At 65.8% G+C, this 21,677-nt stretch carries 23 protein-coding genes; 7 read left to right on the top strand and 16 right to left on the bottom strand.

Annotated features, from left to right (window positions below):
- Nucleotides 1–226 (top strand): hypothetical protein (locus tag LGN19_RS38900; protein ID WP_226220162.1); only part of this gene is annotated, 226 nt, incomplete at its 5' end.
- Nucleotides 227–326: 100 nt separating this feature from the next.
- On the opposite strand, the gene LGN19_RS38895 is transcribed toward LGN19_RS38900, so the two are convergent.
- The 7 genes from LGN19_RS38895 to phnS are packed head-to-tail and all read right to left on the bottom strand — an operon-like array spanning nucleotide 327 to nucleotide 7,612.
- Nucleotides 327–878: a phosphonate degradation HD-domain oxygenase gene (locus LGN19_RS38895; RefSeq protein ID WP_122948056.1), complete on the bottom strand. Its 552-nt coding sequence runs from the start codon at nucleotides 876–878 to the stop codon at nucleotides 327–329.
- A 4-nt stretch (nucleotides 879–882) separates the two neighbouring features.
- A complete protein-coding gene (phnY, locus tag LGN19_RS38890; protein WP_226220161.1) occupies nucleotides 883–2,337 on the bottom strand; it encodes a phosphonoacetaldehyde dehydrogenase in 1,455 nt (484 codons plus the stop codon).
- Nucleotides 2,334–3,641: a phosphonoacetate hydrolase gene (gene phnA / locus LGN19_RS38885; protein WP_226220160.1), complete on the bottom strand. Its 1,308-nt coding sequence runs from the start codon at nucleotides 3,639–3,641 to the stop codon at nucleotides 2,334–2,336. The genes phnY and phnA overlap by 4 nt, the downstream gene beginning before the upstream one ends.
- Nucleotides 3,638–4,498: a 2-aminoethylphosphonate ABC transport system, membrane component PhnV gene (gene phnV, locus LGN19_RS38880; RefSeq protein ID WP_175035859.1), complete on the bottom strand. Its 861-nt coding sequence runs from the start codon at nucleotides 4,496–4,498 to the stop codon at nucleotides 3,638–3,640. Before phnV ends, phnA begins: the two co-directional genes overlap by 4 nt.
- Nucleotides 4,488–5,408, bottom strand: coding sequence for a 2-aminoethylphosphonate ABC transporter permease subunit (locus LGN19_RS38875; RefSeq protein WP_226220159.1), 921 nt, complete (start codon nucleotides 5,406–5,408; stop codon nucleotides 4,488–4,490). Before LGN19_RS38875 ends, phnV begins: the two co-directional genes overlap by 11 nt.
- Nucleotides 5,386–6,489, bottom strand: a complete 1,104-nt coding sequence (phnT, locus tag LGN19_RS38870; protein ID WP_122948060.1) for a 2-aminoethylphosphonate ABC transport system ATP-binding subunit PhnT — start codon at nucleotides 6,487–6,489, stop codon at nucleotides 5,386–5,388. Before phnT ends, LGN19_RS38875 begins: the two co-directional genes overlap by 23 nt.
- Nucleotides 6,490–6,523: 34 nt before the next feature.
- Entirely contained in the window at nucleotides 6,524–7,612 is a 1,089-nt protein-coding gene (gene phnS, locus LGN19_RS38865; RefSeq protein WP_122948061.1) for a 2-aminoethylphosphonate ABC transporter substrate-binding protein, read from the bottom strand.
- 259 nt (nucleotides 7,613–7,871) lie between these two features.
- Here phnS and LGN19_RS38860 point away from each other — a divergent pair, with 259 nt between their 5' ends.
- Complete coding sequence (locus LGN19_RS38860) at nucleotides 7,872–8,981, top strand: 2-aminoethylphosphonate--pyruvate transaminase (RefSeq protein WP_226220158.1); 1,110 nt, start codon at nucleotides 7,872–7,874, stop codon at nucleotides 8,979–8,981.
- Between the two features lie 106 nt (nucleotides 8,982–9,087).
- On the opposite strand, the gene LGN19_RS38855 is transcribed toward LGN19_RS38860, so the two are convergent.
- From LGN19_RS38855 to aroQ, 3 genes are read right to left on the bottom strand one after another with little or no spacing between them, the layout of a single operon-like run.
- The gene (locus LGN19_RS38855) at nucleotides 9,088–10,431 is read right to left on the bottom strand and encodes an MFS transporter (RefSeq protein ID WP_226220157.1); all 1,344 of its coding nucleotides are present in this window, start codon (nucleotides 10,429–10,431) and stop codon (nucleotides 9,088–9,090) included.
- A gap of 33 nt (nucleotides 10,432–10,464) precedes the next feature.
- Nucleotides 10,465–11,319 carry a shikimate dehydrogenase gene (locus LGN19_RS38850; RefSeq protein ID WP_174958151.1) on the bottom strand — a complete coding sequence of 285 codons (855 nt, stop codon included), beginning with the start codon at nucleotides 11,317–11,319 and terminating at the stop codon, nucleotides 10,465–10,467.
- Complete coding sequence (gene aroQ, locus LGN19_RS38845; protein WP_043180853.1) at nucleotides 11,316–11,771, bottom strand: type II 3-dehydroquinate dehydratase; 456 nt, start codon at nucleotides 11,769–11,771, stop codon at nucleotides 11,316–11,318. Before aroQ ends, LGN19_RS38850 begins: the two co-directional genes overlap by 4 nt.
- Before the next feature lie 257 nt (nucleotides 11,772–12,028).
- Here aroQ and LGN19_RS38840 point away from each other — a divergent pair, with 257 nt between their 5' ends.
- Both LGN19_RS38840 and LGN19_RS38835 read left to right on the top strand, forming a co-directional pair.
- A complete protein-coding gene (locus tag LGN19_RS38840; protein WP_226220156.1) occupies nucleotides 12,029–13,921 on the top strand; it encodes a bifunctional sugar phosphate isomerase/epimerase/4-hydroxyphenylpyruvate dioxygenase family protein in 1,893 nt (630 codons plus the stop codon).
- 289 nt (nucleotides 13,922–14,210) lie between these two features.
- Nucleotides 14,211–14,474, top strand: a complete 264-nt coding sequence (locus LGN19_RS38835) for a hypothetical protein (RefSeq protein WP_011353956.1) — start codon at nucleotides 14,211–14,213, stop codon at nucleotides 14,472–14,474.
- 77 nt (nucleotides 14,475–14,551) lie between these two features.
- On the opposite strand, the gene LGN19_RS38830 is transcribed toward LGN19_RS38835, so the two are convergent.
- Together LGN19_RS38830 and LGN19_RS38825 are read right to left on the bottom strand one after the other, a co-directional pair.
- Nucleotides 14,552–15,346, bottom strand: coding sequence for an AraC family transcriptional regulator (locus LGN19_RS38830; protein WP_043180856.1), 795 nt, complete (start codon nucleotides 15,344–15,346; stop codon nucleotides 14,552–14,554).
- The gene (locus LGN19_RS38825; RefSeq protein ID WP_226220155.1) at nucleotides 15,343–15,807 is read right to left on the bottom strand and encodes a hypothetical protein; all 465 of its coding nucleotides are present in this window, start codon (nucleotides 15,805–15,807) and stop codon (nucleotides 15,343–15,345) included. Before LGN19_RS38825 ends, LGN19_RS38830 begins: the two co-directional genes overlap by 4 nt.
- 207 nt (nucleotides 15,808–16,014) lie before the next feature.
- On the opposite strand from LGN19_RS38825, the gene LGN19_RS38820 reads away from it, so the two are divergent.
- Complete coding sequence (locus LGN19_RS38820; RefSeq protein WP_080741528.1) at nucleotides 16,015–17,151, top strand: branched-chain amino acid ABC transporter substrate-binding protein; 1,137 nt, start codon at nucleotides 16,015–16,017, stop codon at nucleotides 17,149–17,151.
- Here LGN19_RS38820 and LGN19_RS38815 read toward each other — a convergent pair.
- Nucleotides 17,097–17,468 (bottom strand): hypothetical protein, encoded by a 372-nt coding sequence (locus LGN19_RS38815; protein WP_226220154.1) that lies wholly within the window; start codon nucleotides 17,466–17,468, stop codon nucleotides 17,097–17,099. The two genes, LGN19_RS38820 and LGN19_RS38815, sit on opposite strands and share 55 nt — an antisense overlap.
- 204 nt (nucleotides 17,469–17,672) lie before the next feature.
- On the opposite strand from LGN19_RS38815, the gene LGN19_RS38810 reads away from it, so the two are divergent.
- On the top strand, nucleotides 17,673–18,980 hold the full coding sequence (locus LGN19_RS38810; RefSeq protein ID WP_122948067.1) for an MFS transporter: 1,308 nt from the start codon (nucleotides 17,673–17,675) through the stop codon (nucleotides 18,978–18,980).
- A gap of 182 nt (nucleotides 18,981–19,162) precedes the next feature.
- Here LGN19_RS38810 and LGN19_RS38805 read toward each other — a convergent pair whose 3' ends face one another.
- Together LGN19_RS38805 and LGN19_RS38800 are read right to left on the bottom strand one after the other, a co-directional pair.
- Nucleotides 19,163–19,600 (bottom strand): DoxX family protein, encoded by a 438-nt coding sequence (locus tag LGN19_RS38805; RefSeq protein ID WP_226220153.1) that lies wholly within the window; start codon nucleotides 19,598–19,600, stop codon nucleotides 19,163–19,165.
- 386 nt (nucleotides 19,601–19,986) lie between these two features.
- The gene (locus LGN19_RS38800) at nucleotides 19,987–20,616 is read right to left on the bottom strand and encodes a hypothetical protein (RefSeq protein ID WP_226220152.1); all 630 of its coding nucleotides are present in this window, start codon (nucleotides 20,614–20,616) and stop codon (nucleotides 19,987–19,989) included.
- A 207-nt stretch (nucleotides 20,617–20,823) separates the two neighbouring features.
- On the opposite strand from LGN19_RS38800, the gene LGN19_RS38795 reads away from it, so the two are divergent.
- The gene (locus LGN19_RS38795) at nucleotides 20,824–21,207 is read left to right on the top strand and encodes a hypothetical protein (RefSeq protein WP_226220151.1); all 384 of its coding nucleotides are present in this window, start codon (nucleotides 20,824–20,826) and stop codon (nucleotides 21,205–21,207) included.
- Between the two features lie 81 nt (nucleotides 21,208–21,288).
- Here the strand turns inward: LGN19_RS38795 and LGN19_RS38790 are convergent, their stop codons facing one another.
- A complete protein-coding gene (locus tag LGN19_RS38790; RefSeq protein WP_413227276.1) occupies nucleotides 21,289–21,528 on the bottom strand; it encodes a tyrosine-type recombinase/integrase in 240 nt (79 codons plus the stop codon).
- Between the last annotated feature and the right edge of the window lie 149 nt (nucleotides 21,529–21,677).

Here is a 21,677-nt window from a genome sequence, read left to right as displayed (position 1 = left end):
AGCATTTCTGCGAGGAACTTCGTGTTTCTCAGCAGCGCTGCGTTTTCAGCAGCAGAGAAGCGAGATTATGAACCGTGTTTCGCATTTCGTCAACAACTTTTTTAACTACATCGTTGCGACTGCGGGGTTCAACTTCCAGGCCAGTTGCGCGCTCCAGACTGCAGCACACCGCCAACCCTGCTTCCCTCTTCCGCGCCGCGTTTCCGTTAGCGCGAAAGAGGCGTGATTGTAGGCAGCCTCTTCGATCTGCGCAAGGGGTTTCTCAAAAAAATATAAGGCCCCGCACGCTACCGCGTGCGGGGCCTTATATAGAGGGAGCCGAACCGTCAGCCCGCGCGCACCTGGCGCGCGACGATCTCCATATAGTGATCGAGATCCGGCGTCACCTTGCCTTCTTCCTTCGCCGTATCGTCCCAGCGGCGCAGACGCAGCGCGTCCTCCGCGAACGGGCGCTGCAGGAACGCCGCCGTCTCCTCTTCACTGAAGATGCCGCCCTGCAGCGCGAGGCTGCGCACCGAGTCCGGCGACAGGCTCTCGAAGTAGCCGGCGTCCGTGCGGCACAGGCAGCGCTTCGCGTCGACATGCAGCCGGATCGGCTCCAGCACCGCGTCGGAGAACAGCGGCCGCAGGAACGGCAGCACGTAATACTGATGCAGATCGTCGATCCCGCGCGCGCTCGGCGTCTCGCCCTGGCGATTCAGCAGATGCCCGAGATCGTGCAGGAACGCCGCAGCGACCAGCGCTTCATCAGCCCCCGCCTCTTCCGCGAGCAATCCGCTCTGCAATGCATGCTCGAGCTGCGTGACCGGCTCGCCGCTATAGGCCACATGGCCATGCTCGCGATACAGCCCGTGGATCTCTTCTACCGTCAATGCCATCCGTTCACTCCCAAGGCAGCGAAAACGTCTTCAGGTTCGTGAAGCTCTTCATCGCCTCCTGAACGCCTTCCTTGTAACCGAGCCCCGAATCCTTGATCCCGCCGAACGGCGAAAGCTCGATCCGGTAGCCGGGCACTTCCCATACATTCACCGTGCCGACGTTCAGCTCGTTCACGAACCGCACGACCGCCGCCGTGCTGTCCGTACAGACGCCCGACGATAGCCCGAACGCCGTCCCGTTGCTGATCCGGATCGCGTCGTCGATCGTGTCGAACGTGATCACCGGCGATACCGGGCCGAAGGTCTCCTCGCGCACGATCGTCATCGACGGATCGACGTTGTCGAGCACGGTCGGCGCATACAGCGCGCCGCGCCGCACGTTGCCGGTCAGCAGGCGCGCGCCCTGTGCGACCGCCTCTTCCACTCGCGCCTCGAACAGCCGCGCCGCTTCCTCGTCGATCACCGTGCCCATTTCGTTCGCGGGATCGAACGGATCGCCGTACTTCCATGCGCGCGTCTTCTCGACCAGCAACTCGGTGAACGCGGGCGCGATCGAGCTTTGCACCAGCATCCGCTTGACGGCCGTGCAGCGCTGCCCCGAATTCCGGTACGAGCCGAGCACCGCCAGCGACGTCGCGCGTTCGAGATCGGCATCGTCGAGGACGATCAGCGGATCGTTGCCGCCCAGTTCCAGCACGATGCGGCGGTAGCCGGCCCGCGCGGCAATCGCCTTGCCGATCGCCACGCCGCCCGTAAAGGTAATCAGCGACGCGTGCGGATGCGTGACGAGTTCGTCCGCGATCTCGCGCGGATCGCCGGTCAGTACCTGCAGCATCGGCTCCGGCAGCCCGGCTTCAACCAGCAGGTCGGCCAGGTAGAACGCCGACAGCGGCACCTTCTCCGACGGCTTCACGATCACGCGATTGTTGGTCGCGATCGCCGGCGCGATCTTGTGCGCCACCTGGTTCATCGGATGATTGAACGGCGTGATCGCGACAATCACGCCGTCGAGCGGCTGCCGCTGCGAAAACACGCGGCGCGCCTTGCCATGGGGCGTCAGGTCGCACGAGAAGCTCTGCGCGTCGTCGCGCAGCGCCTCGATCGCCGCGAACTTCAGCACATCGGCAACGCGGCCGATCTCGTAGCGGGAGTCCTGTTTCGACAGGCCCGATTCGAGCGTGATCAGGTCGGACGCTTCCTCGGTACGCTCGCGCAACAGCGCGGCCGCCCGTTCGAGGATCTGCGAGCGCTCGTAACGCGTAAGCGTCGGCCGATACGCCATCGCGTAGTCGAATGCTGCGCGCACGTCGTCGACGCTCGCCAGCGGCACCGTGCCGACGCGCGTGCCCGTGTAAGGGTCCATCACGTCGAGCGTGCGTTCGCGCGTCGCGCGCGTGCCGCACCAGCGCAGCGCCTCCGCGCGAAACGCCGGGTGATCGTGTCGGGGATGAGCCATCATGTCGCGACCCGGTTCAGCACGAAATCGAACACGTCGAAGTTGCGCGGACGACGCGCGGGATCGACCGGCTCGATACGGCGATTGAACAGCAGCGGCACTTCCTGCTCCGATACGCCGCCATGCGAACGCAGCGGCACCGTGAGACCCGACAGATCGTGTTCGCGCTCGCGCGTGCCGAGCGTCATGTCGCGGCGGCCGATCACGACGAGATCGCCGATCCGGTCGGCCGGCAGCTCGAAACGGGCGGCGGCTTCCGCGTTGTCGAGCACGAGCTCGACACCGTCGAGGCCGCCGACGCGCCACATCGCCTCGGCCCGGTCGACACCCGGCGCCAGATAGATGGTCGCGAACGAGCCGAGCGCGCCGTGGTGCACGACGTACGGATCCGTGATCGGCAGGATCACGCGCGCAGCCTGCGCGCCGTACCAGCCGTCGAACGCGTCCTGCAGATAGATGACGTTCGGCCGGCCCGTCGCGGGATCGTGCTTCGCGTTCATCCCGTGATCGGCCGTGAGCCCGATCACCCAGCCGAGCGCGTCGAGCTGCGCGAGATAGCCGTCCATCATCGCGTAGAACGCGTTCGCGCCGGCACTGCCCGGCTCGCACTTGTGCTGCACGTAATCGGTGGTCGACAGGTACATCAGGTCGACCTGGCGCGTCTGCGCAAGCCGCACGCCGGCCGCGAACACGAATTCGGACAACGCCGAGCTGTAGACGTCCGGCGAAGGCAGGCCCACCCAGTCGAGTACGTCAACGATCCCGTTTTCCGCCAGATTCGCCTGCGCAGCCTTCTCGGCCGAAAAGCAGATGCCGTTCATCTGCCAGCCGAGCAGCCGGCGCAGCTTGTCCTTCGCCGTCACGACGGCGACCCGCGCACCGGCGTCGGACGCCGCCGCGAGCAGCGTGCCGGCCCGCAGGTAGGCCGGGTCGTTCATCATCACTTCGGCACCGCGCCCGCCGTCGGCGGCCGGATCCCAGAAATAGTTGCCGCAGATCCCGTGGACCGACGGCGGCACGCCGCAGACGATCGACAGGTTGTTCGGGTTGGTGAAGGTCGGCACGACGCAATCGGCACGCCAGGCCGTGCCTTCCGCGATCATCCGGCCGATGAACGGCGCGACGCCCGCTTCCACCGCGCGTTCGAGATAGTCGTACTCGCAGCCGTCGACGCAGACGACGACGGTCGGCTCGACCGGCAGCCGGTAGTGCCGGCCGTTGACGTCGACGGAACGTCCCGCGAGATCCGTCGAAGCGCCGGCTGCCGACGCTGCACCGGGTTGGCGCAATGCGAACGCGGCGTTCATGATGCCACCCGCTTGCCGCGCGGCACGCGCGCAGCGATCAACAGCAGCGCCGCGAGCGACGCGCCGAGCATCAGCAGCGACAGCGCCGATGCCGGAAGGTAGTAACCGCGCTCCACCTGGCCGATCACGACGATCGGCACGGTAGCGAAGCCGGGCGGATAAACCGTCAGCGTCGCGCCGAGCTCGCCGAGCGACAGCGCAAAGCCGAGCGCGAGGCTCGCGCGCAGCGCCGGCACGAGTTGCGGCAGCAGCACGCGGCGCAGCACCATCGCGGGTGGCGCGCCGAGGCTCGCCGCGGCTTCGCGCAGCACGGTAAGTTCCGGGCGCAGCGCGGCGGCCGCGCAGCGATAGCAGAACGGCAAAATCAGCGCGAGCTGCACGAGCACGACGATCGCCGCCGAGCTCGACAGGTCGACCGGCTTCTGGTGATACGCAATCAGCACCGCGAGCCCGAGCACGACGCTCGGTACGCCGTTCGGCACCATCACGAGCGCGTCGACCACCGCGCCGAGGCCGCGCCGGTCGCGCCCTTCGAGCGCCAGCGCGAGCCACAGCCCGAGGATCGTGCCGACTGCCGACACGCCGAAGCCGATTTCCAGGCTCGTTAGCAGCGCGTCGTATTCCGGCGACCCGAGCCGCTCGAACCAGCGCAGGCTGTAGCCGGCCGGCAAAATCGTGCCCGACCACTGCGTCGACACGCTCGACAGCGCGACGACGACAACAGGCAACACGAACAACCAGAAGCATGCGAACGCGGCCAGCGCGAGCGCCGCGCGCGACGCATGCTTGAGCACCGTGTCGCCCCAGCCGATCTGGTGGCGCGGCACGGCTTGCCCGATACGGTATTCAGCGGACATCGTTCCCTCCCGTCGCACGCCGGTTCACCCGGCGATAAACCGCATACAGCGCCAGCGACAGCGCGAGCATCATGACCGCACCGGCCGACGCGGTCGGCAGGTCGAGGTCGACGGTCGCGCTGCTGTAGATCGCGACCGGCAGCGTGACGAGCCGCGCACTGCCGAGCACCAGCAGAATCCCGAATTCGTTCAGCGTCAGCAGGAAGCACAGCACGGTGCCGGCGGCGATACCCGGCCACGCGATCGGCAACACGACGCGGCGGGCGAGCATCCAGCCGGACGCGCCGAGGCTGCGCGCGGCTTCGATCAGCCGCAGGTCGAGCGTCGCGAACGACGCGAGCGTCGGGCGCACCACGAACGGCGTATAGAACACGGTCTGCGCCAGGATCACACCGCCAATGCCGAACAGGAAATCGAGCGGCGGATTCTCGAGATGGAACAGGTGCTGCAGCGCGATGCTGATCGAGCCTTGCGAGCCGTACAGGAAGATCAGCGTGAACGCGACGAGGAACGACGGGAACGCAACGTACAGTTCCAGGAAACGCGTGACGAGCGACGCGCCCGGAAACGGCTTGAAGAACAGCAGCGCGGCCAGCAGCACACCGAGCACCGACGCGGTGCCGGCGCTCGCGAACAGCACGCCGAGCGTGGTCAGCAGCACGCTGCTCGTATCGGGGTTGCCGAAGAACGTGCGGTACGCGGCGAAACTCAGCCCGTGGTCGCCCGACACGCTCAGCAGCACGAGCCGCACCAGCGGATAGACGACGAGCGGGCCCAGCAGGAGGATCGCGAGCGCGGTCAGGTGCAGGTCACCCATGCGCTTGCGGCGCCGCGCGGCGGCGGCGTGCGCGGCGGCCGACGCGAGCACGTGCGGCGGCAGGCCGGCTTCAGGGCTCGATAAGGACGACATCGTCTGCCTCGCAATGCAGGGAAACGCGCGCACCGCGCTCGGGAGCCGCACCGCGGCCACGTTGCATCGTGACGCGCACGGGCTCGTCGGGCGCCGCATCGATCGTGACCGCGATCGACAGGTCAGCGCCCTGCCATTCGACGGACGACACCGTGCCGTGCAGCCCGCCCGCAGCCGGCGGCATCAGGGTCAGGCGCTCGGGGCGCACGCAGGCCACCTTGCCGCGCACTTCGTGACGCGGATCGCCGAGCGGGAAAATCACGTGCGGCGGCAGCAGGTTCGCCGGGCCGAGATAGCGTGCGACGTAGCCGTCCTGCGGCGCGTCGTACAACTGCTGCGGCGTGCCGAGCTGCGCGATATGGCCGTCGCGCATCAGCAGCGCGCGATCGGACAGCACGAGCGCGTCGTCGCGGTCGTGCGTCACGCAGACGACGGTCAGGTTCGGCAGGCGCTCGTGCAGCGCCTTCAATTCGCTGCGCACCGATGCGCGCAGGTTGGCGTCGAGCGCCGACAGCGGCTCGTCGAGCAGCAGCACGTCCGGCTCGATCACGAGCGCGCGCGCCAGTGCAACGCGTTGCTGCATCCCGCCGGACAGTTGCGCGGGCAGGTGATGGCCCGCATCGCCGAGTTGCACGAGCTTCAGCGCATCGGCGACGCGGCGCGTCACTTCCGACGACGCCATGCCGCGGGCGCGCAGCCCGAATGCGACGTTCTCGAACACCGACAGGTGCGGGAACAGCGCGTAATTCTGGAACAGCAGACCGAGATTGCGCTTGTGCGGCGGCGCATAGGTCAGGTCGCGTCCGGCAACGGTCAGCGTGCCGGTCAGGCCGTCGGCCTTCACGAACCCGGCGATGAAGCGCAGCAGCGTGGTCTTGCCGCAACCGCTCTTGCCGAGCACGGTCAGAAATTCACCGGCACCGATCGACAGCGACAGATCTTCCAGCACCGTGCGTGCGCCGTAGCGCACGCTCAGGTGTTCGATCTGCACGCCGCCCGGCGCGCCGGACCGCAGCGTTGCCTGCGGTTCGGCGGCGCCGAATGCGCCGGGATGGGTCAGGGTGGTTTCCACCGGGTTCATCCTCTTGCTCACAAATACAGGCGGCGTGCGCCGATCACTTCGGCTTGACGACGTCGAGCTGCTTGCCCGAGCTGCCGATCACGTCCTTCTTCCAGCGCTCGATCCACACCGGCTTCTTCGCCATCACCTGGGTCCAGTCGACCGGGATCAGCTTCACGCCCGCGATCGCCTTCTTGACCGCTTCGCCGTTCTTGCCGGCCAGCGGCACGTCCGTGCGGCCCGGGATGCCGTACATGTCCGGCACCTTCGACTGCACTTCCGTCGACATCAGGTAGTCGATCAGCTTCTTGCCGGCGTCCTGGTTCGGGCCGCTCTTGATCAGGCCGATGCCGTACGGGAGCTGGAACGTGGTCGGCTGGTCGCCTTCCTTCGCGGCCAGGAAGATCGGCTTGACGGACAGCGCGCCGTGTTCGGCATCGTCGAGGTCCATCTGCAGGTCGCCGTTCGCGACGCTGATTTCGTTACGCGACAGCAGCACGTTCAGGTAGCCCGTGCCCTTCGTGTGGAACTTCACGCTCTGCGACAGCTTCGCGAGGTAGTCGAACGCCTTGTCCTCGCCCATCAGCGACGTCGTCAGGATCAGCACGGCCATCCCGTCGCCGGCGGTGGCCGGGTTCGAGTACGCGACCTTGCCCGCGTAGGCCGGCGACAGCAGGTCGGCGAACGTCTTCGGCTGGTTCTTCACGACGTCCGGGTTGATCGCGAACGAGAAGTAGTTGTTCACGAACGTTGCCCACGTGCCGTCTTCAGCCTTCGCGATGGCCGGCACGTTCTTGTAGTTCACGCTCTGGTACGGCTGCAGCAGGCCCAGCTGGCCGGCTTGCTGGATGAACGGCGGCAGCGTGACGATCACGTCGGCCTTCGGGGAATTCTTCTCGATGTTCGCGCGGTTGACGACTTCGCCGCTGCCCGCCGTCACGATGTTGACCTTGACGCCTTCCTTCTTCTCGAAGGCCGGCAGCACATCGCGATAGAGGTTCTCGAGACCGTCTGCCGTATACAGCACGACCGCGCTCGCCGCATGCGCGGGCAGCGCGGCGCCCATCAGACCGGCGACGCTGGCGGCCAGCGCAAGCTTGCGGAACGCGCCGGCAGCGGCGCGCGAGGGTTTCTGCAGTGTCATCTGACTTCTCCGTAGGCGGAACACCAAATGGCCGGGGCACGATCCGGCTCTCCTGTTATCTCCGGGCAAAACCGATCGACGGCCTGCCTCGCTGCCGCGCTGAGGTTAGGTTTCGCGCGGCAAGCGAAGGATCACAGCGTTCGATGACAAACCCGTGACGAATGCCACAATTTCCAAAAAATGACACATTTTGCCAATATCATGCAAGTCATTCAGAAATGCCGCCCGGCGTTTCTTCCGACCTTTGCAGAGGAAAACCATGTCCGATCCGATTCTTCTTACGCCCGGCCCGCTCACCACGTCCGCCACAACCCGCCACGCAATGCAACATGACTGGGGCTCGTGGGATGCCGCTTTCAATCAACTGACGGCCAGCGTCTGCGCGGATCTCGTCGCGATCGCGCACGGCGGCGACGAGTACGTGTGCGTACCGATGCAGGGCAGCGGCACGTTCTCGGTGGAAGCCGCGCTCGGCACGCTGGTGCCGCGCGACGGCGTCGTGCTGGTGCCCGACAACGGCGCGTACTGCGCGCGCATCCTGAAGATCCTCGGCCGGCTCGGGATCGAGGCGATCGCGTTGCCGTTCGGCGAGGACGCCGCCGTCGATCCGGCCGCGATCGAAGCCGCGTTCGCACGCGAGCCGCGCATCACGCACGTCGCGCAGGTGCATCTGGAGACGAGCGCCGGCATCCTGAACCCGCTCGACGACATCGCCGCCGTGTGCCGGCGCCACGGCAAGCGGCTGATCGTCGACGCGATGAGCTCGTTCGGCGCGCTGCCGATCAAGCTGGCCGGCAGCGGCATCGATGCGCTGATCTCGGCAAGCGGCAAATGCCTCGAAGGTGTGCCGGGGATGGGGTTTGCGATCGTGCGGCGCGACGCACTCGACGCGAGCGAAGGCAACTCGCCGTCGCTCGCACTCGATCTCCACGATCAGTACGCGTACCTGCGCAAGACGGGCCAGTGGCGTTTCACGCCGCCGACGCACGTGATCGCCGCGCTGCGCGCTGCGCTCGACCAGTATCTCGCCGAAGGCGGCCAGCCGGCGCGCGGCGCGCGCTATGTGGACAACTGCCGGACGCTGGTCGAATCGATGCATGCGCTCGGCTTCACGCCGTTCCTCGACGCGAGCGTGCAGGCGCCGGTGATCGTCACGTTTCATGCGCCCGATCACCCGGCCTACGATTTCCGCCGCTTCTACGACGCGGTGCGCGACGCGGGCTTCATCCTGTATCCGGGCAAGCTCACGCAGCTCGAGACGTTCCGCGTCGGCTGCATCGGCGCGATCGACTCGAACGATATCCGCCGCGCGGTCGCGGCAATCGCGCAGGCGGTCGAATCGCTCGGCATCGCGGTGCAGCGCGCATAAGCGCGGGACTACGCCAGCCGGCAGATCCGCCAGCACGCGCAAACAAAAAAGCCCGGCGGCCTTGCGGCTGCCGGGCTAACGCACAGGATCTGCGTGGAGCCGGTGCTTACAGCTCGATCCGCTTGATGTCGCCGACGACGAAGATGTACGACGCCGCACCGATCAGCGCGATCACGCCGATGAACACGAGCGCACCGACGAACGACCCGGTCGACGCGACGATGAAGCCGACCACGAGCGGCGTGACGATCCCGGCGAGGTTCGCCGCGAAGTTGAAGATGCCGCCCGTGACGCCGAGCAGGCCGTCCGGTGCGATGTCCGACACGAGCGTCCAGCCGAGTGCCGCCATCCCCTGCGCGAAGAACGCGACCGACATGATCGCGATCACGGCCTCGTTGCTCTGCACGTAGTTCGCGAGAATGATCGTCGACGCGAGCAGCAGGCCCGCGATGATCGGCAGCTTGCGCGCGAGGTTCGCGGACTTGCCGCGACGCAGCAGCCAGTCGGAGAAGATCCCGCCGAACATCACGCCGACCGATGCGGCGATGAACGGCATCACCGCGAAGAAGCCGATCTTCAGCCAGCCCATGTGGCGCTCGGTGGCGAGGTAGGTCGGGAACCAGGTCAGGAAGAACACGAGCGTCGAGTTGCCGGCGAACTGGCCGAGGCAGATGCCCGCGAGCTGGCGCTTCTTCAGCAGCTTGCCGGCCATGGCCCAGCTGAACGACTTCTGCTCGCCCTTGCCGCCTTTGTCACCGTCCTTGCGCACGCCGTGCACCAGGCCGCCGCCCGCTTCGATATAGGCCAGCTCCTCCGAATTCGCGCCCGGATGATTGCGCGGCTCGTAATAGAACTTCCACCAGACCAAGCCGAACACGATACCGACTGCCCCGACGACCCAGAACAGCGAGCGCCAGCCGAACGCCCCCATCAGCGCAAACAGCACCGGGCTGAAGAACGCGAGGCCGATGTACTCGCCGACGGTGTAGGTACCCGTCGCCATCGCGCGTTCGTTCTGCGGGAACCAGGTCGCGACGACGCGGCTGTTGGTCGGGAAGCACGGCGCCTCCGCGACGCCGAGGCCGAGACGACAGGCGAGCAGCGTCGCGACGCCGGGCACGAAGCCCTGCAGGAACGTGCACAGCGACCACAGCGTCATCGACCAGTAATAGGTGACTTTGCTGCCGAAACGGTCGAGAAAGAGGCCGCCCGGCACCTGCGCGGCCACATACGTCCACGAGAACGCGGAAAACATGATGCCCATCACGGCCGCGTTGATGCCGAGCTCCTTGGTGAGCTGCGGCGCAGCCACCCCCAGCACGGTGCGGTCGAGATAGTTGATCATCGTGCCGATCGCGAGCAGCGCGAGAATCTTGTAGCGCGCCGAGGTGCGCCGGACGGTGCCGGACGCCTGCGCCGGCGCGGCGCTCGTGTGGGTGGTGTGCTGCATGGTCGTCTCCTGGTCTCTCTTTCTGGAAGGGGGTCAGCGCGCGACGAGCGACTGAAAGTGATCGAACATCCGCTCGGCGTCGGGCGTGCGTCCGGTGAAGATCTCGAACGCGTCGACCGCCTGGTAGACGGCCATCCCGCCGCCCGGCAACGTGGCGCAGCCGGCCGCGCGCGCCGCGTGGATCAGTTCGGTTTCGAGCGGGAAATACACAATGTCGGCCACCCACATGCCCGCGTGGAGCAGCTCGGCCGGCAGCGGCAGGCCCGGATGCTTGGCCATGCCCGTGGGTGTCGCGTGGATCAGGCCCGTCGCGGCGCGCATCGAGCCCGCGAGATCGCCGCCCTGCACGACCCGTGCCGCGGGGAAGCGCTGCTGCAGCTCGGCCGCGAGCGCAGCGGCGCGCGTGCCGTCGACATCGAAAATCGTCAGTTCGGCCGCGCCCATCTGCAGCGCCGCGTGTGCGACGGCCGCGCCCGCGCCGCCCGCGCCGAGCTGGACGACGCGTTCGAGCGATGCGTCGGGCAGCCCGCGGCGGAACGATTTCGCGAAACCCGACCAGTCGGTGTTGTGGCCGATCCGCTTGCCGTCCTTGAACAGCACGGTGTTCACCGCGCCGAGCGCACGCGCATCGTCCGACAGCGCGTCGAGGTGCTCGATCACGCGCTGCTTGCACGGGTGCGTGATGTTCAGGCCGTTGTAGCCCATCCGCTGCGCGGCATCGAGCAGTTGCGGCAGTGCGTCGACGGTCACGCCGAGCGCGTCGAGATCGATGCGCCGGTAGACATAGCCGAACCCCTGGCGGAACCCTTCTTCCTCATGCATCGCGGGCGACAGCGAGCCGCCGATGCCCTGGCCGATCAGGCCGATCAGAAACGACGGGCGGCTCATCGTGCGGCTCCCTGCGCGAACAGCGTCGCCAGACGCTGCAGCGCGAACACGTAGCCTTCGGTGCCGCAGCCGCAGATCACGGCTTCGGCAACCGCCGACACATAAGAATGGTGACGGAACGCTTCGCGGCGGTGCACGTTCGAGATATGCACTTCGATCACCGGCTTCGCGATCGCGGAAAGTGCATCGGCCAGTGCCACCGACGTATGCGTATAGGCGGCCGGGTTGATCACGATGCCGTGCGTGTCGTGACGCGCGGCATGCAGCCAGTCGATCAGCTGGTGCTCGGCGTTCGACTGGCGGAAGTCGATCTCCAGCCCGAGCCCCTCGGCCGCCGTGCGGCAGCGCTGCTCGACGTCGGCGAGCGTTTCCGCGCCGTAGATATGGGGCTCGCGCGTCCCCAGCAGATTCAGGTTCGGGCCGTTCAGCACCAGCACCTTGTGCTTGCTCATGGTGATTCTGCTCCTAAAACAGGGGCGGACCGTGACCGGCATCGCCCCGAAAACATCGGAATTTGGCGCTAGTGTGCGCCTGCGAATGCGGACTGTCTTTTCGGGTTTTCGCTAATTTGTACCACCTAGTTAGTTTGTACAATACGCATCACTAGCCCAGTAAATTCGGGATATGGCGTTCGCCAGGAATTCAACGACTGGTTCATTCAAGGCCGGTTCGACCGGCGCCATACCCCGCTCATCCGCAGGATTCGCCCATGCAGCGCTCGATCGCCACCGTGTCACTGTCCGGCACGCTCGCCGAGAAACTCGCCGCCATCCAGGCCGCAGGCTTCGACGGCGTGGAAATCTTCGAAAACGACCTCGTCTACTTCGATGGATCGCCGGCCGACGTCCGGCGCACGGCCGCCGATCTCGGCCTCGACATCGTGCTGTTCCAGCCGTTTCGCGACTTCGAGGGCGTGAGCGCGGCCCAGCTCGCCCGCAACCTCGACCGGATCAAGCGCAAGTTCGACGTGATGCATGCGCTCGGCACCGACCGCATCCTGGTGTGCAGCAACGTGTCGGCCGACACGATCGCGGACGACGGGCTGCTCGTCGACCAGCTCGGCGCGCTCGCCGAGGCCGCGCGGCAGGCCGGCGTGGTCGCCGCGTACGAAGCGCTCGCGTGGGGCCGCGTCGTGAAGCGCTACGGCCATGCGTGGAAACTGGTGAATGCCGTGAACAGCTCGCACCTCGGCCTGGCGCTCGACAGCTTCCACACGCTGTCGCTCGACGATTCGCCGGACGCGATCGCCGACATCCCCGGCGACCGGATCGCGTTCGTGCAGATCGCCGATGCGCCGAAGCTCGCGATGGACGTGCTCGAATGGAGCCGCCACTACCGCTCGTTCCCGGGCCAGGGCGACTTCGACCTCGCCCGCTTCACCGCGCGCGTGATCGAGTCGGGCTATACGGGGCCGCTGTCGCTCGAGATCTTCAACGACGGCTTCCGCGCGGCGCCGACCGCGATCACGGCCGCCGACGGCCATCGCTCGCTGCTCTATCTGGAAGAGCTCACGCGCGAGCGGCTCGCGCAGGACGGCCGCGCACCGGCCGCCAGCCAGCCGCTGTTTGCGCCGCCGGCACCGCCCGCGCACGTCGGGTTCCAGTTCATCGAATTCGCTGTGGACGCGCAGGCGGCGGCAACCGTCGGCGAATGGCTCGGCCGGATGCGCTTCCGGCTCGCGGGCCGGCATCGGTCGAAAGACGTGACGCTGTTCCAGCATGGCGCCGCGTCGATCGTGTTGAACGCGGAGCGCGACTCGTTCGCCGATGCGTTCTTCCAGCAGCACGGGCTGTCGCTGTGCGCGTCGGCATTCCGCGTCGACGACGCGAAAGTGGCGTTCGAACGCGCGGCCGGCTTCGGCTATGCGCCGTTCTCGGGCCGCGTCGGGCCGAACGAACGCGTGCTGCCGAGCGTGCAGGCGCCGGACGGCAGCCTCGAATACTTCGTCGACGAAGCGCCGAACGCGCCGACGCTGTACGAATCGGACTTCGTGCTGACCGACATCGACGGCCCAAGCGAAGTCGGCCCGCTGACGGGCATCGATCACGTGTGCCTCGCGCTGCCGGCCGATGCGCTCGATACGTGGATCCTGTTCTTCAAGACGGCGTTCGGCTTCGAGGCCGAACGCAGCTGGCTCGTGCCCGACCCGTACGGGCTGATGCGCAGCCGCGCAGTGCGCAGCGCCGACGGTTCGGTGCGGATCGCGCTGAACGCTTCGGTCGATCGTCACACGGCGGTCGCCGAATCGCTCGACCGCTACCATGGCACAGGGCTGAACCACGTTGCGTTCCGCACCGACGACATCGTGAAGACGATCGCCGCATTCGCGGCCGACGGCATTCCGTTCCTGCGCATTCCGCCTAACTACTACGACGATCTCGCCGCCCGCTACGCGCTGCCGGACGAGCTGATCGACACGCTGAGCACGCATCACCTGCTGTACGACCGCGACGAACACGGCGGTGAGTTCCTGCACGCGTATACAGAACTGGTCGACAACCGCTTCTCGCTCGAGATCGTCGAGCGGCGCGGCGGATACGACGGCTACGGCGCGACGAACGCGGCCGTGCGGCTCGCCGCACAGGCGCAGCGGAGGAAATAAGGGAAGGAAGCTGACAGGGATTAAGGGAGCGGATCACATGCGCGGGCCCGCGACTGATCCAAAGGGCCACATCCCGCGCGCACCATCGTGGTGAATCGCCCGGCGACGCACCCGCCCGCGCGGCTCGCCGCGATCGGGCCGGAAGCCGCGCGCCGTATGGCGTTACATCCGGTAACCCATACCGCAGCGCAGCATCCCGTCGCCCGGTGCGGTTTTAAGAATCGCTTAAGTCTTCGACGGCACCATCCGCAACCAGTACCCGATGGTTATCTTGAAAAGGAGGAAAGCGATGAGCGCCGTAGAAGCACCCGCGGGCCGCCAGGCCGCGCCCCCTGCAAAGAAGACGATGCTGCGCCGCCTGCTCAGTCATCATGAAATCGCGACGCTGCTCGTGCTGCTGCACGCACCGATCGGCGCAAACGCCAAACCCGAACTGCCTGCGCTGCAGGAGGCCGGCCTCGTCGAGATGGTCAAGCTCGACGCCGATACGGCCCCCAGCTTCCGGCTGACCGAAAACGGCACCGCCGTCCTGAAAGGGCTCGGCTACCGCTGAGCCGCCGTTTTCACTCTTTCCCGTTGTTCCGTATCACCCCGATCCCAGCGACTCGCCGGCGCTTTCGGCGTGTCGCGTCACCCTGCCCGCTCCTGCAGCATCAACCGGTATTCCGTCGGCGTCACGCCGACGGTCGCCTTGAACTGGCGCGTGAACGCGCTGTGATCCGTATAGCCGCATAGCGCCGCGACGTCGGTCACCTTGTCGTGCGTGACGAGCAGCGCGGTGGCCGCATCGAGCCGCGTCTTCAGCAGCACCTGGCGCGGCGTCAGGTGGAACACCTTGTGGAAGTAGCGTTCGAGCTGCGCGACCGACATCCCGGCCATCTGCGCGAGCTGCTTCAGGTTCAGCGGCTGCACGTAGTGATCCTGGATGTGCTGGACCACATCGGCGAGCTTGCTGTACGCCGGATGCGAGCCTTCGTGCGCCTTCAGGTCGCGCGAGATGCCGGCGAGGCCGACGACCTTGCCCGCGGCGTCGCGCAACGGCTCCTTGCAGGTCAGGCACCAGCCCGGCTGGCGGCCCGGATACAGATGCAGCTCGAGCTGATCGATCAGTTGCTGGCCGGCATTGATCGTCGCCATGTCCTGCTCGAAATAGCTGCGGCCGAAGCGGCGCGGAAACACTTCATCGGCCGTCTTGCCGAGCAGGTCGCGCTTGTCCTTGTAGCCGCAGCGCATCGCCAGCGTGCGATTGACGATCGCGTAGCGGCCGCTCGCATCCTTCACGAAGAACGCGACGTCCGGCAGCGCATCGAACACCGGTTCGAGCAGGCGGAAGTGCGCAAGCATCGCGCCGAGATCGGCATTGTCGGGCTGGTAGCGCAACGGTTCGGACAGGCTCATGGGCGGTACGGCAAGCAAGGTCGTCATCCCGGCAACCGCAAGGCGAGTGGCAGATGGCGTCGATTATAGAAGCGCCCCTTCGATCGCGTCGCGCCGATCGCAAAGGCGGGCAAGTTGGCGGCGGCCGTCGCATCGCGCCGCCGATCGGCCGGCATCGACACGCGATATACGACATACGTTGCGTGCGCAACCACTGCGTCGAGCGTGCTGCGGCTGACGGCACATCCGCTTGCATCAGCGCCGCAGCCACGCATGCGCCGATACCGACATTCCGTGAGCGCACTGGCGCACTCGCACATCGGCACTGCGCGCCCGAACTCGCCAGCATAGAAATGCGAACGTGCAGCGTCTTGGCGCGTTTGCGCATTCGGCGTGACGATTTCGGCACATATCAGGGTTATCGACGATATGCCGATATCGTCGCCGGCCGCGCACCGAACGCGCAAGACGCACGCATTTTCGCTAACTAGACTTCGCTTCACGGTCACGAGACGACCTTCCGCCGCGGTAGCAATCGGCGTGCACGGCCTGCGGCATCGGCCATCATGCACGCCGATTCCGGCACAGCCCGGGCAGCACGCGGCAAGCACGCACGGCCCGCGCATCGGCCTGCCGACCGAACCGTCTCGCCCGGTTTACCGGCGCCGGCCCGTCAGCCGGCGGCGGCCCAACCACGCCATCAAGGGGAAGTGAAAGTGAAGCTGAAGGTATCGCACGTCGCGCTGGCCGCTGCCTGCGCACTGTCGGGCGCGCACGCCATTGCCGCCGACGTTGTCAAGATCGGTTTCGCCGCACCGCTGACCGGCCCGCAGTCGAATTACGGCACGGACATGCAGAAGGGCGTGCAGCTCGCGATCGCCGATTTCAACGCGACGCGTCCGACGATCGGCGGCAAGCCCGTCACGTTCCAGCTCGATTCGCAGGACGACCAGGCCGACCCGCGCACGGGCACGACCGTCGCGCAGCGGCTGATCGACGACAACGTCCGCGGGATCATCGGACACTTCAACTCGGGCACGAGCATTCCGGCGTCCGACCTGTACGATCGCGCGGGGCTGCCGCAGATCTCGATGGCCACGTCGCCGCAATACACGGCGCGCGGCTACAAGACGACCTACCGGCTGCTGACGAGCGACGCGCAGGCGGGCCGCATCGTCGGCACGTACGCGGTGAAGACGCTGCGCTTCAAGCGCATCGCGATCATCGACGATCGCACGGCCTACGGCCAGGGCATCGCCGACGAATTCGCGAAGGCCGTCGAGGCGGCGGGCGGCACGATCATCAAGCGCGACTTCACGAACGACAAGGCGCTCGATTTCTCCGCGATCCTGACCAACCTCAAGGGAATGAACCCGGACGCAATCTTCTACGGCGGCGGCGACGCGCAATCGTCGCCGATGATTCGCAAGATGCGCCAGCTCGGGATGAAGTCGGCGTTCGTGACGGGCGAGATGTCGCGCTCGCCGACGTTCCTGAAGGTCGGCGGCGACGCGGCCGAAGGCGCGATCGTCTACATGGGCGGGCTGCCGAAGGAGAAGATGCCCGGCTTCGCCGGCTACGCGGCACGCTACAAGGCGCGCTTCAACGAAGACGTGATCACCTACTCGCCGTACTCGTATGACGGCACGATCGCGCTGCTCACCGCGATGAAGGACGCAAACTCGACCGACCCGAAGGTGTACACGCCGTATCTCGGCAAGGTGTCGGTCAAGGGCGTGTCGGCGCCCAGCATCGCGTACGACGCGAAGGGCGACCTGAAGGATGCGCCGGTGACGATCTACAAGGTCGAGCACGGCGCGTTCAAGCCGGTCGACACGATCGCCGGCAACTGATCCGCGAGACCGTGCCCCGCGCGGCGCGGCAGCGGCTCACCGGCCGCCCGCGCCGCGCGCGCTTTTGCTTCGGTTTTTGCTTCGGTTTTTGCTTCGGTTTTTGCTTCGGTTTTTGCTTCGGTTTTTGCTTCGGTTTTTGCTTCGGCTTTTGCTTCGGCTTTTGCTTCGACTTCGACTTCGACTTCGACTTCGACTTCGACTTCGACTTCGACTTCGACTGAGGCTGAGACTGAGGCTGAGGCTGAGGCTGAGGCTGAGGCTGAGGCTGAGGCTTCGCGATCCGAAGCGTTCCTCGGCGCGCACCCGCGCGCGCGCATTTTTCGCTCCTGTAGAATCCCCCCACCCGCTTTGACGCATCGCCCCCCGCCGCACGCCATCCCGGTGCAGCGGTGTGTGTTTCGTGCCTCACCCGGCACGCGGCACGCTTCGACGATGCAAGCCGCGCCTTGTCAGTCCATGCCGATAGCGGGCCCTGGAGACGCAGCACCGACAACAACATTCGAAAACCGATCGTCCTGACCATGCAAGCTTCCGAATTGAGCGGCGTGCCTCGCGCCGCCGAACGTGCGCTCACGCGCAGCGACTACAAGACCCTTGGCCTTGCCGCACTGGGCGGCGCCCTCGAGTTCTACGACTTCATCATCTTCGTGTTCTTCGCGCCGGCGATTGGGCAACTGTTCTTCCCGCACGACATTCCCGACTGGCTGCGCCAGTTGCAGACGTTCGGCATCTTCGCGGCCGGCTATCTTGCGCGCCCGCTCGGCGGCGTGATCATGGCGCACTTCGGCGACCTGTTCGGCCGCAAGCGGATGTTCACGCTGAGCGTGCTGATGATGTCCGTGCCGACGCTGCTGATGGGCCTGCTGCCGACCTACGACACGATCGGCATTCTCGCGCCGGTGTTGCTGCTGCTGTTCCGCGTGCTGCAGGGCGCGGCGGTCGGCGGTGAAGTGCCTGGCGCGTGGGTGTTCGTGTCCGAGCACGTGCCGTCGCGCCACATCGGCTACGCATGCGGCACGCTGACCGCGGGCCTGACGGCCGGCATCCTGCTCGGCTCGCTCGTCGCCGCCGGCATCAACAGCCGTTACTCGGCCGCCGAAGTCGGCGCGTTCGCGTGGCGCATCCCGTTCCTGCTCGGCGGTGTGTTCGGCCTGTTCTCCGTGTACCTGCGCCGCTGGCTGCATGAGACGCCGGTGTTCGCCGAAATGAAGGCGAAGAAGGCGCTCGCGGCCGAGATTCCGCTGAAGGCCGTGCTGCGTGACCATGGTCGCGCGGTGATCGTATCGATGTTGCTCACGTGGATGCTGTCGGCCGCGATCGTCGTCGTGATCCTGATGACGCCCACGCTGCTGCAGAAGCAGTTCCACCTGGCGCCCGCGACGACGCTGTTCGCGAACAGCGTCGCGACGCTGTGCCTGACGGCCGGCTGCATCACCGCGGGTTCGCTCGCGGGCTGGATCGGCGCGAAGCGTGTGCTCGGCATCGGCGGCCTCGGGCTGGCCGCGTGCTACTACCTGCTGTTCGTGCAGGTCGCGGCCGACGCGTCGACGCTGCCGATCTACTACGGGATCGCGGGCTTCATGGTCGGCACGATCGGCGCGGTGCCGTTCGTGATGGTCAGGAGCTTCCCGGCCGTCGTGCGCTTCTCGGGCATCTCGTTCTCGTACAACGTCGCGTATGCGATCTTCGGCGGCCTCACGCCGGTGATCGTGTCGCTGATGATGAAGTCGAATCCGCTCGCGCCGGTGGTGTATGTCGCCGCGATCTGCATACTCGGCGCGATCGCCGTGCAGTTCTCGAAGGATGCGAAGGAGGATCCGTCACACTGAGCGGCGGAGCAGCTGCGGTGCGCACGCGGTTGCCGCCCGGTGCGACGGGCAACTGCCGCGCATGACCGGTCGCCTGCCCACCACCGGCGATCCATGAACAAAGGGCCGAACCCCGCGACATGCGGGATTCGGCCCTTTCTCATTTGCTTCAGCTGTGACTCAGCGGAGGGCGCGCGACGCGCTCAGCGCAGGCTGCCGTACGACGAACTCGGCCGGCGCAGCGCATCGATGCTCGCGCCGCCCGCACCCGTGACGAACAGCAGCAGGAAGCCGCCGGCAATCGCGATGTTCTTCCAGAAGTGGATGACCATGTCGTGCTGGACCGCGGCGTCCGTCGCGTCCCAGAAATTGTGTCCGACCATCGCGGTCGCGACCGTATAGAGCGCCATGAGCAGTGCGAGCGGTTTCACCTTGTAGCCGACGATCAGCAACAGGCCGCCGAGCGCCTCGATCGCGACCACGACCAGCGCCACGTACTGTGCGAACGGCACGTTCAGCCCATGCAGGTAACCGATGAAATCGCCATAGCCGATCAGCTTCATCACGCCGCCCCACAGGAACAACGCCGCCAGCGCCAGGCGCGCGAAAAAAATGACGCCGGAATCGACGGAACGCGTCATGCCTCTCTCCTCGTATGCAATTCGGCCGGCCGCCCGGAGCACACCCGGACAACTCGGCGCCGCGCGACCCTGCGGGGCCCGCGGCAAATGGGCCAGCATAGACAGAGTTTCGGCCGTGTCCAAGAAAAAGGTTGTAGCAAAACGTTGCAATCGCTCACATTCCCCGCACATCTGCTGAAAATTTCGCAGCAAATTCAAAACCTTATCACGGAGATATAAAGCGAGTTGGTCTAAACCAATTTAGGCTACGTGACGTCAAACGTGACTGGTGCCTGTTACGTGTCCTCCGGACGGTATCAGCGGGCCGTGCCGCTAGGGTCGTCACCCTGTGTCGGGTTAATCGTCGGAGCGCACGATTGCACGTGGTCCTTATGACGCCCGACACGTCAACGCGCAGGTATGGGTACGGCGGGCATGCTCAATATCCTGCGCTCGCCCCACGCCTGATACTCCCTTCCTTTATCTGTCACAGTAATCGTGGGACCGTCGATCTGGATGCAGAGATGCATCTGTAGAGCGTGAATGACCGCTTGCCGCTCCCCTGCATACGCGATGCGGTTCATCCAATAGGCTTCGTAGGCGTCAAACGTCGTTCCCGCCCCCAACCCGATAAGCCAGTCCAGCACTGCTTGGGTGCTTGGGGCGAAAAAGTAATTCAGATAGCGGTATTCCCATATCCGCGCCGCCGCCCGCTCCGCTTCAAACGTCTCTCGAATCTGTGTTCGTTGAGCAGGGGTGAGTTGAAGGCCATCCAACGCGGGGAGAGGCACGTCGCCGGCTGGCACCGGGTTCATGGCCTCATCCTCCGCCGCTTCACTGTCGAGCTTGGATTGCTGCGTGGCGACTTCTTGACCAAGAATCTTGAATGACGAAATGCGGTTTATTAGCGCACGCAACTCCTCTCGGAAGCAGACACTGCCGATGATCGATCCGATTCCCACGATAACTGGCCAGGACAGAACCACCTTCATGTACTCAAGGACGAGCTTCCAATCGACAGCGCAGGTCTGCATCATGAACCCCTAGTCTTATTATTCCGCGTGACGGCGCCTATGCTCGCCGAGCATAGCGCATTTCCATTTCCGCTCGTAGATCTCAGAAACACCAACAGCCACCGAAAGTGAGCTGACGCAGGGCCATCGCCCTGTGTCGGTTTAGTTCATCGGACTTACGGGCAACGCACGCTACACTATCTGCTCTCTACAACACTACGGGGAAAATCAATGGAAAGGTTCAAGGCGACCACACAATACGGAGATTGGACTGGAACCGCGTCCGCTGACAGGTCTGACGCTACGACATTGTCAGACCTGCTACTCCAGCGCGGACTTCGAACCGAAGAGGAATTTCTCGTCGGCGCGAAACTTTGGGTTGGCGAAAATCACGGCAACAAGCTTGCGCATGTCTCCGTCTCCGCATACCTCTTCGACGGAAGCGGGTTCGACGATGTTGCGGCAGCTATTGCGAAGGCCGGTGAGGCGCTGAAGCTAAAGCGCGTGGAAGTTGAACTCACGCTTGAAGAGTACATCTGTCTCTTCAAACGCTTCGCAGTCGCACTGAGCAATCCGCATTTCGACTTGGAAGGGCGCGAGTTCTCGACGGACTGATATCGCGCCGGCCGCCAATAGTCTTGGGCCCCGAAGTAGCCCAAGACCAGCCGCTGCGTAGGGTCGTCACCCTGTGTCGGGTTAATCCACGTGGAGGCTGTTGAGGATGTCTACCGCCTCGCGCCCGGTGCTGTCCGGGCAGAGGTGGGCATACTTCTGTGTCATCGCAGGATTCGCGTGACCAAGCAGCAGCGACACCTTGAGCAAGGAGACGCCCTTTTGCACGAGTCGCGATGCGAACGTGTCTCGGAAGGTGTGAGGCGTCACACGGTCGCGCGTCGTGTCGTCGTTGAGGCCGCACGCCTTGATCGCTGACTGGATAGCGCCGGCAGCGTAGCCTCGACGGGGGTGTCAGAATTTCCGTGTTCAAGACGGGTTGAGATTCACACGGATGGTCGAACGAACCGATCCTCGTAGAGGATGGCGAATTGGTTCATGGCTGCCTTCCAATCGTGAGCAGCACGCCCCCA

Source organism: Burkholderia sp. AU30198 (assembly GCF_020419825.1).
GTDB lineage: Bacteria > Pseudomonadota > Gammaproteobacteria > Burkholderiales > Burkholderiaceae > Burkholderia.
This window is presented reverse-complemented; position numbering and strand designations above follow the sequence as displayed.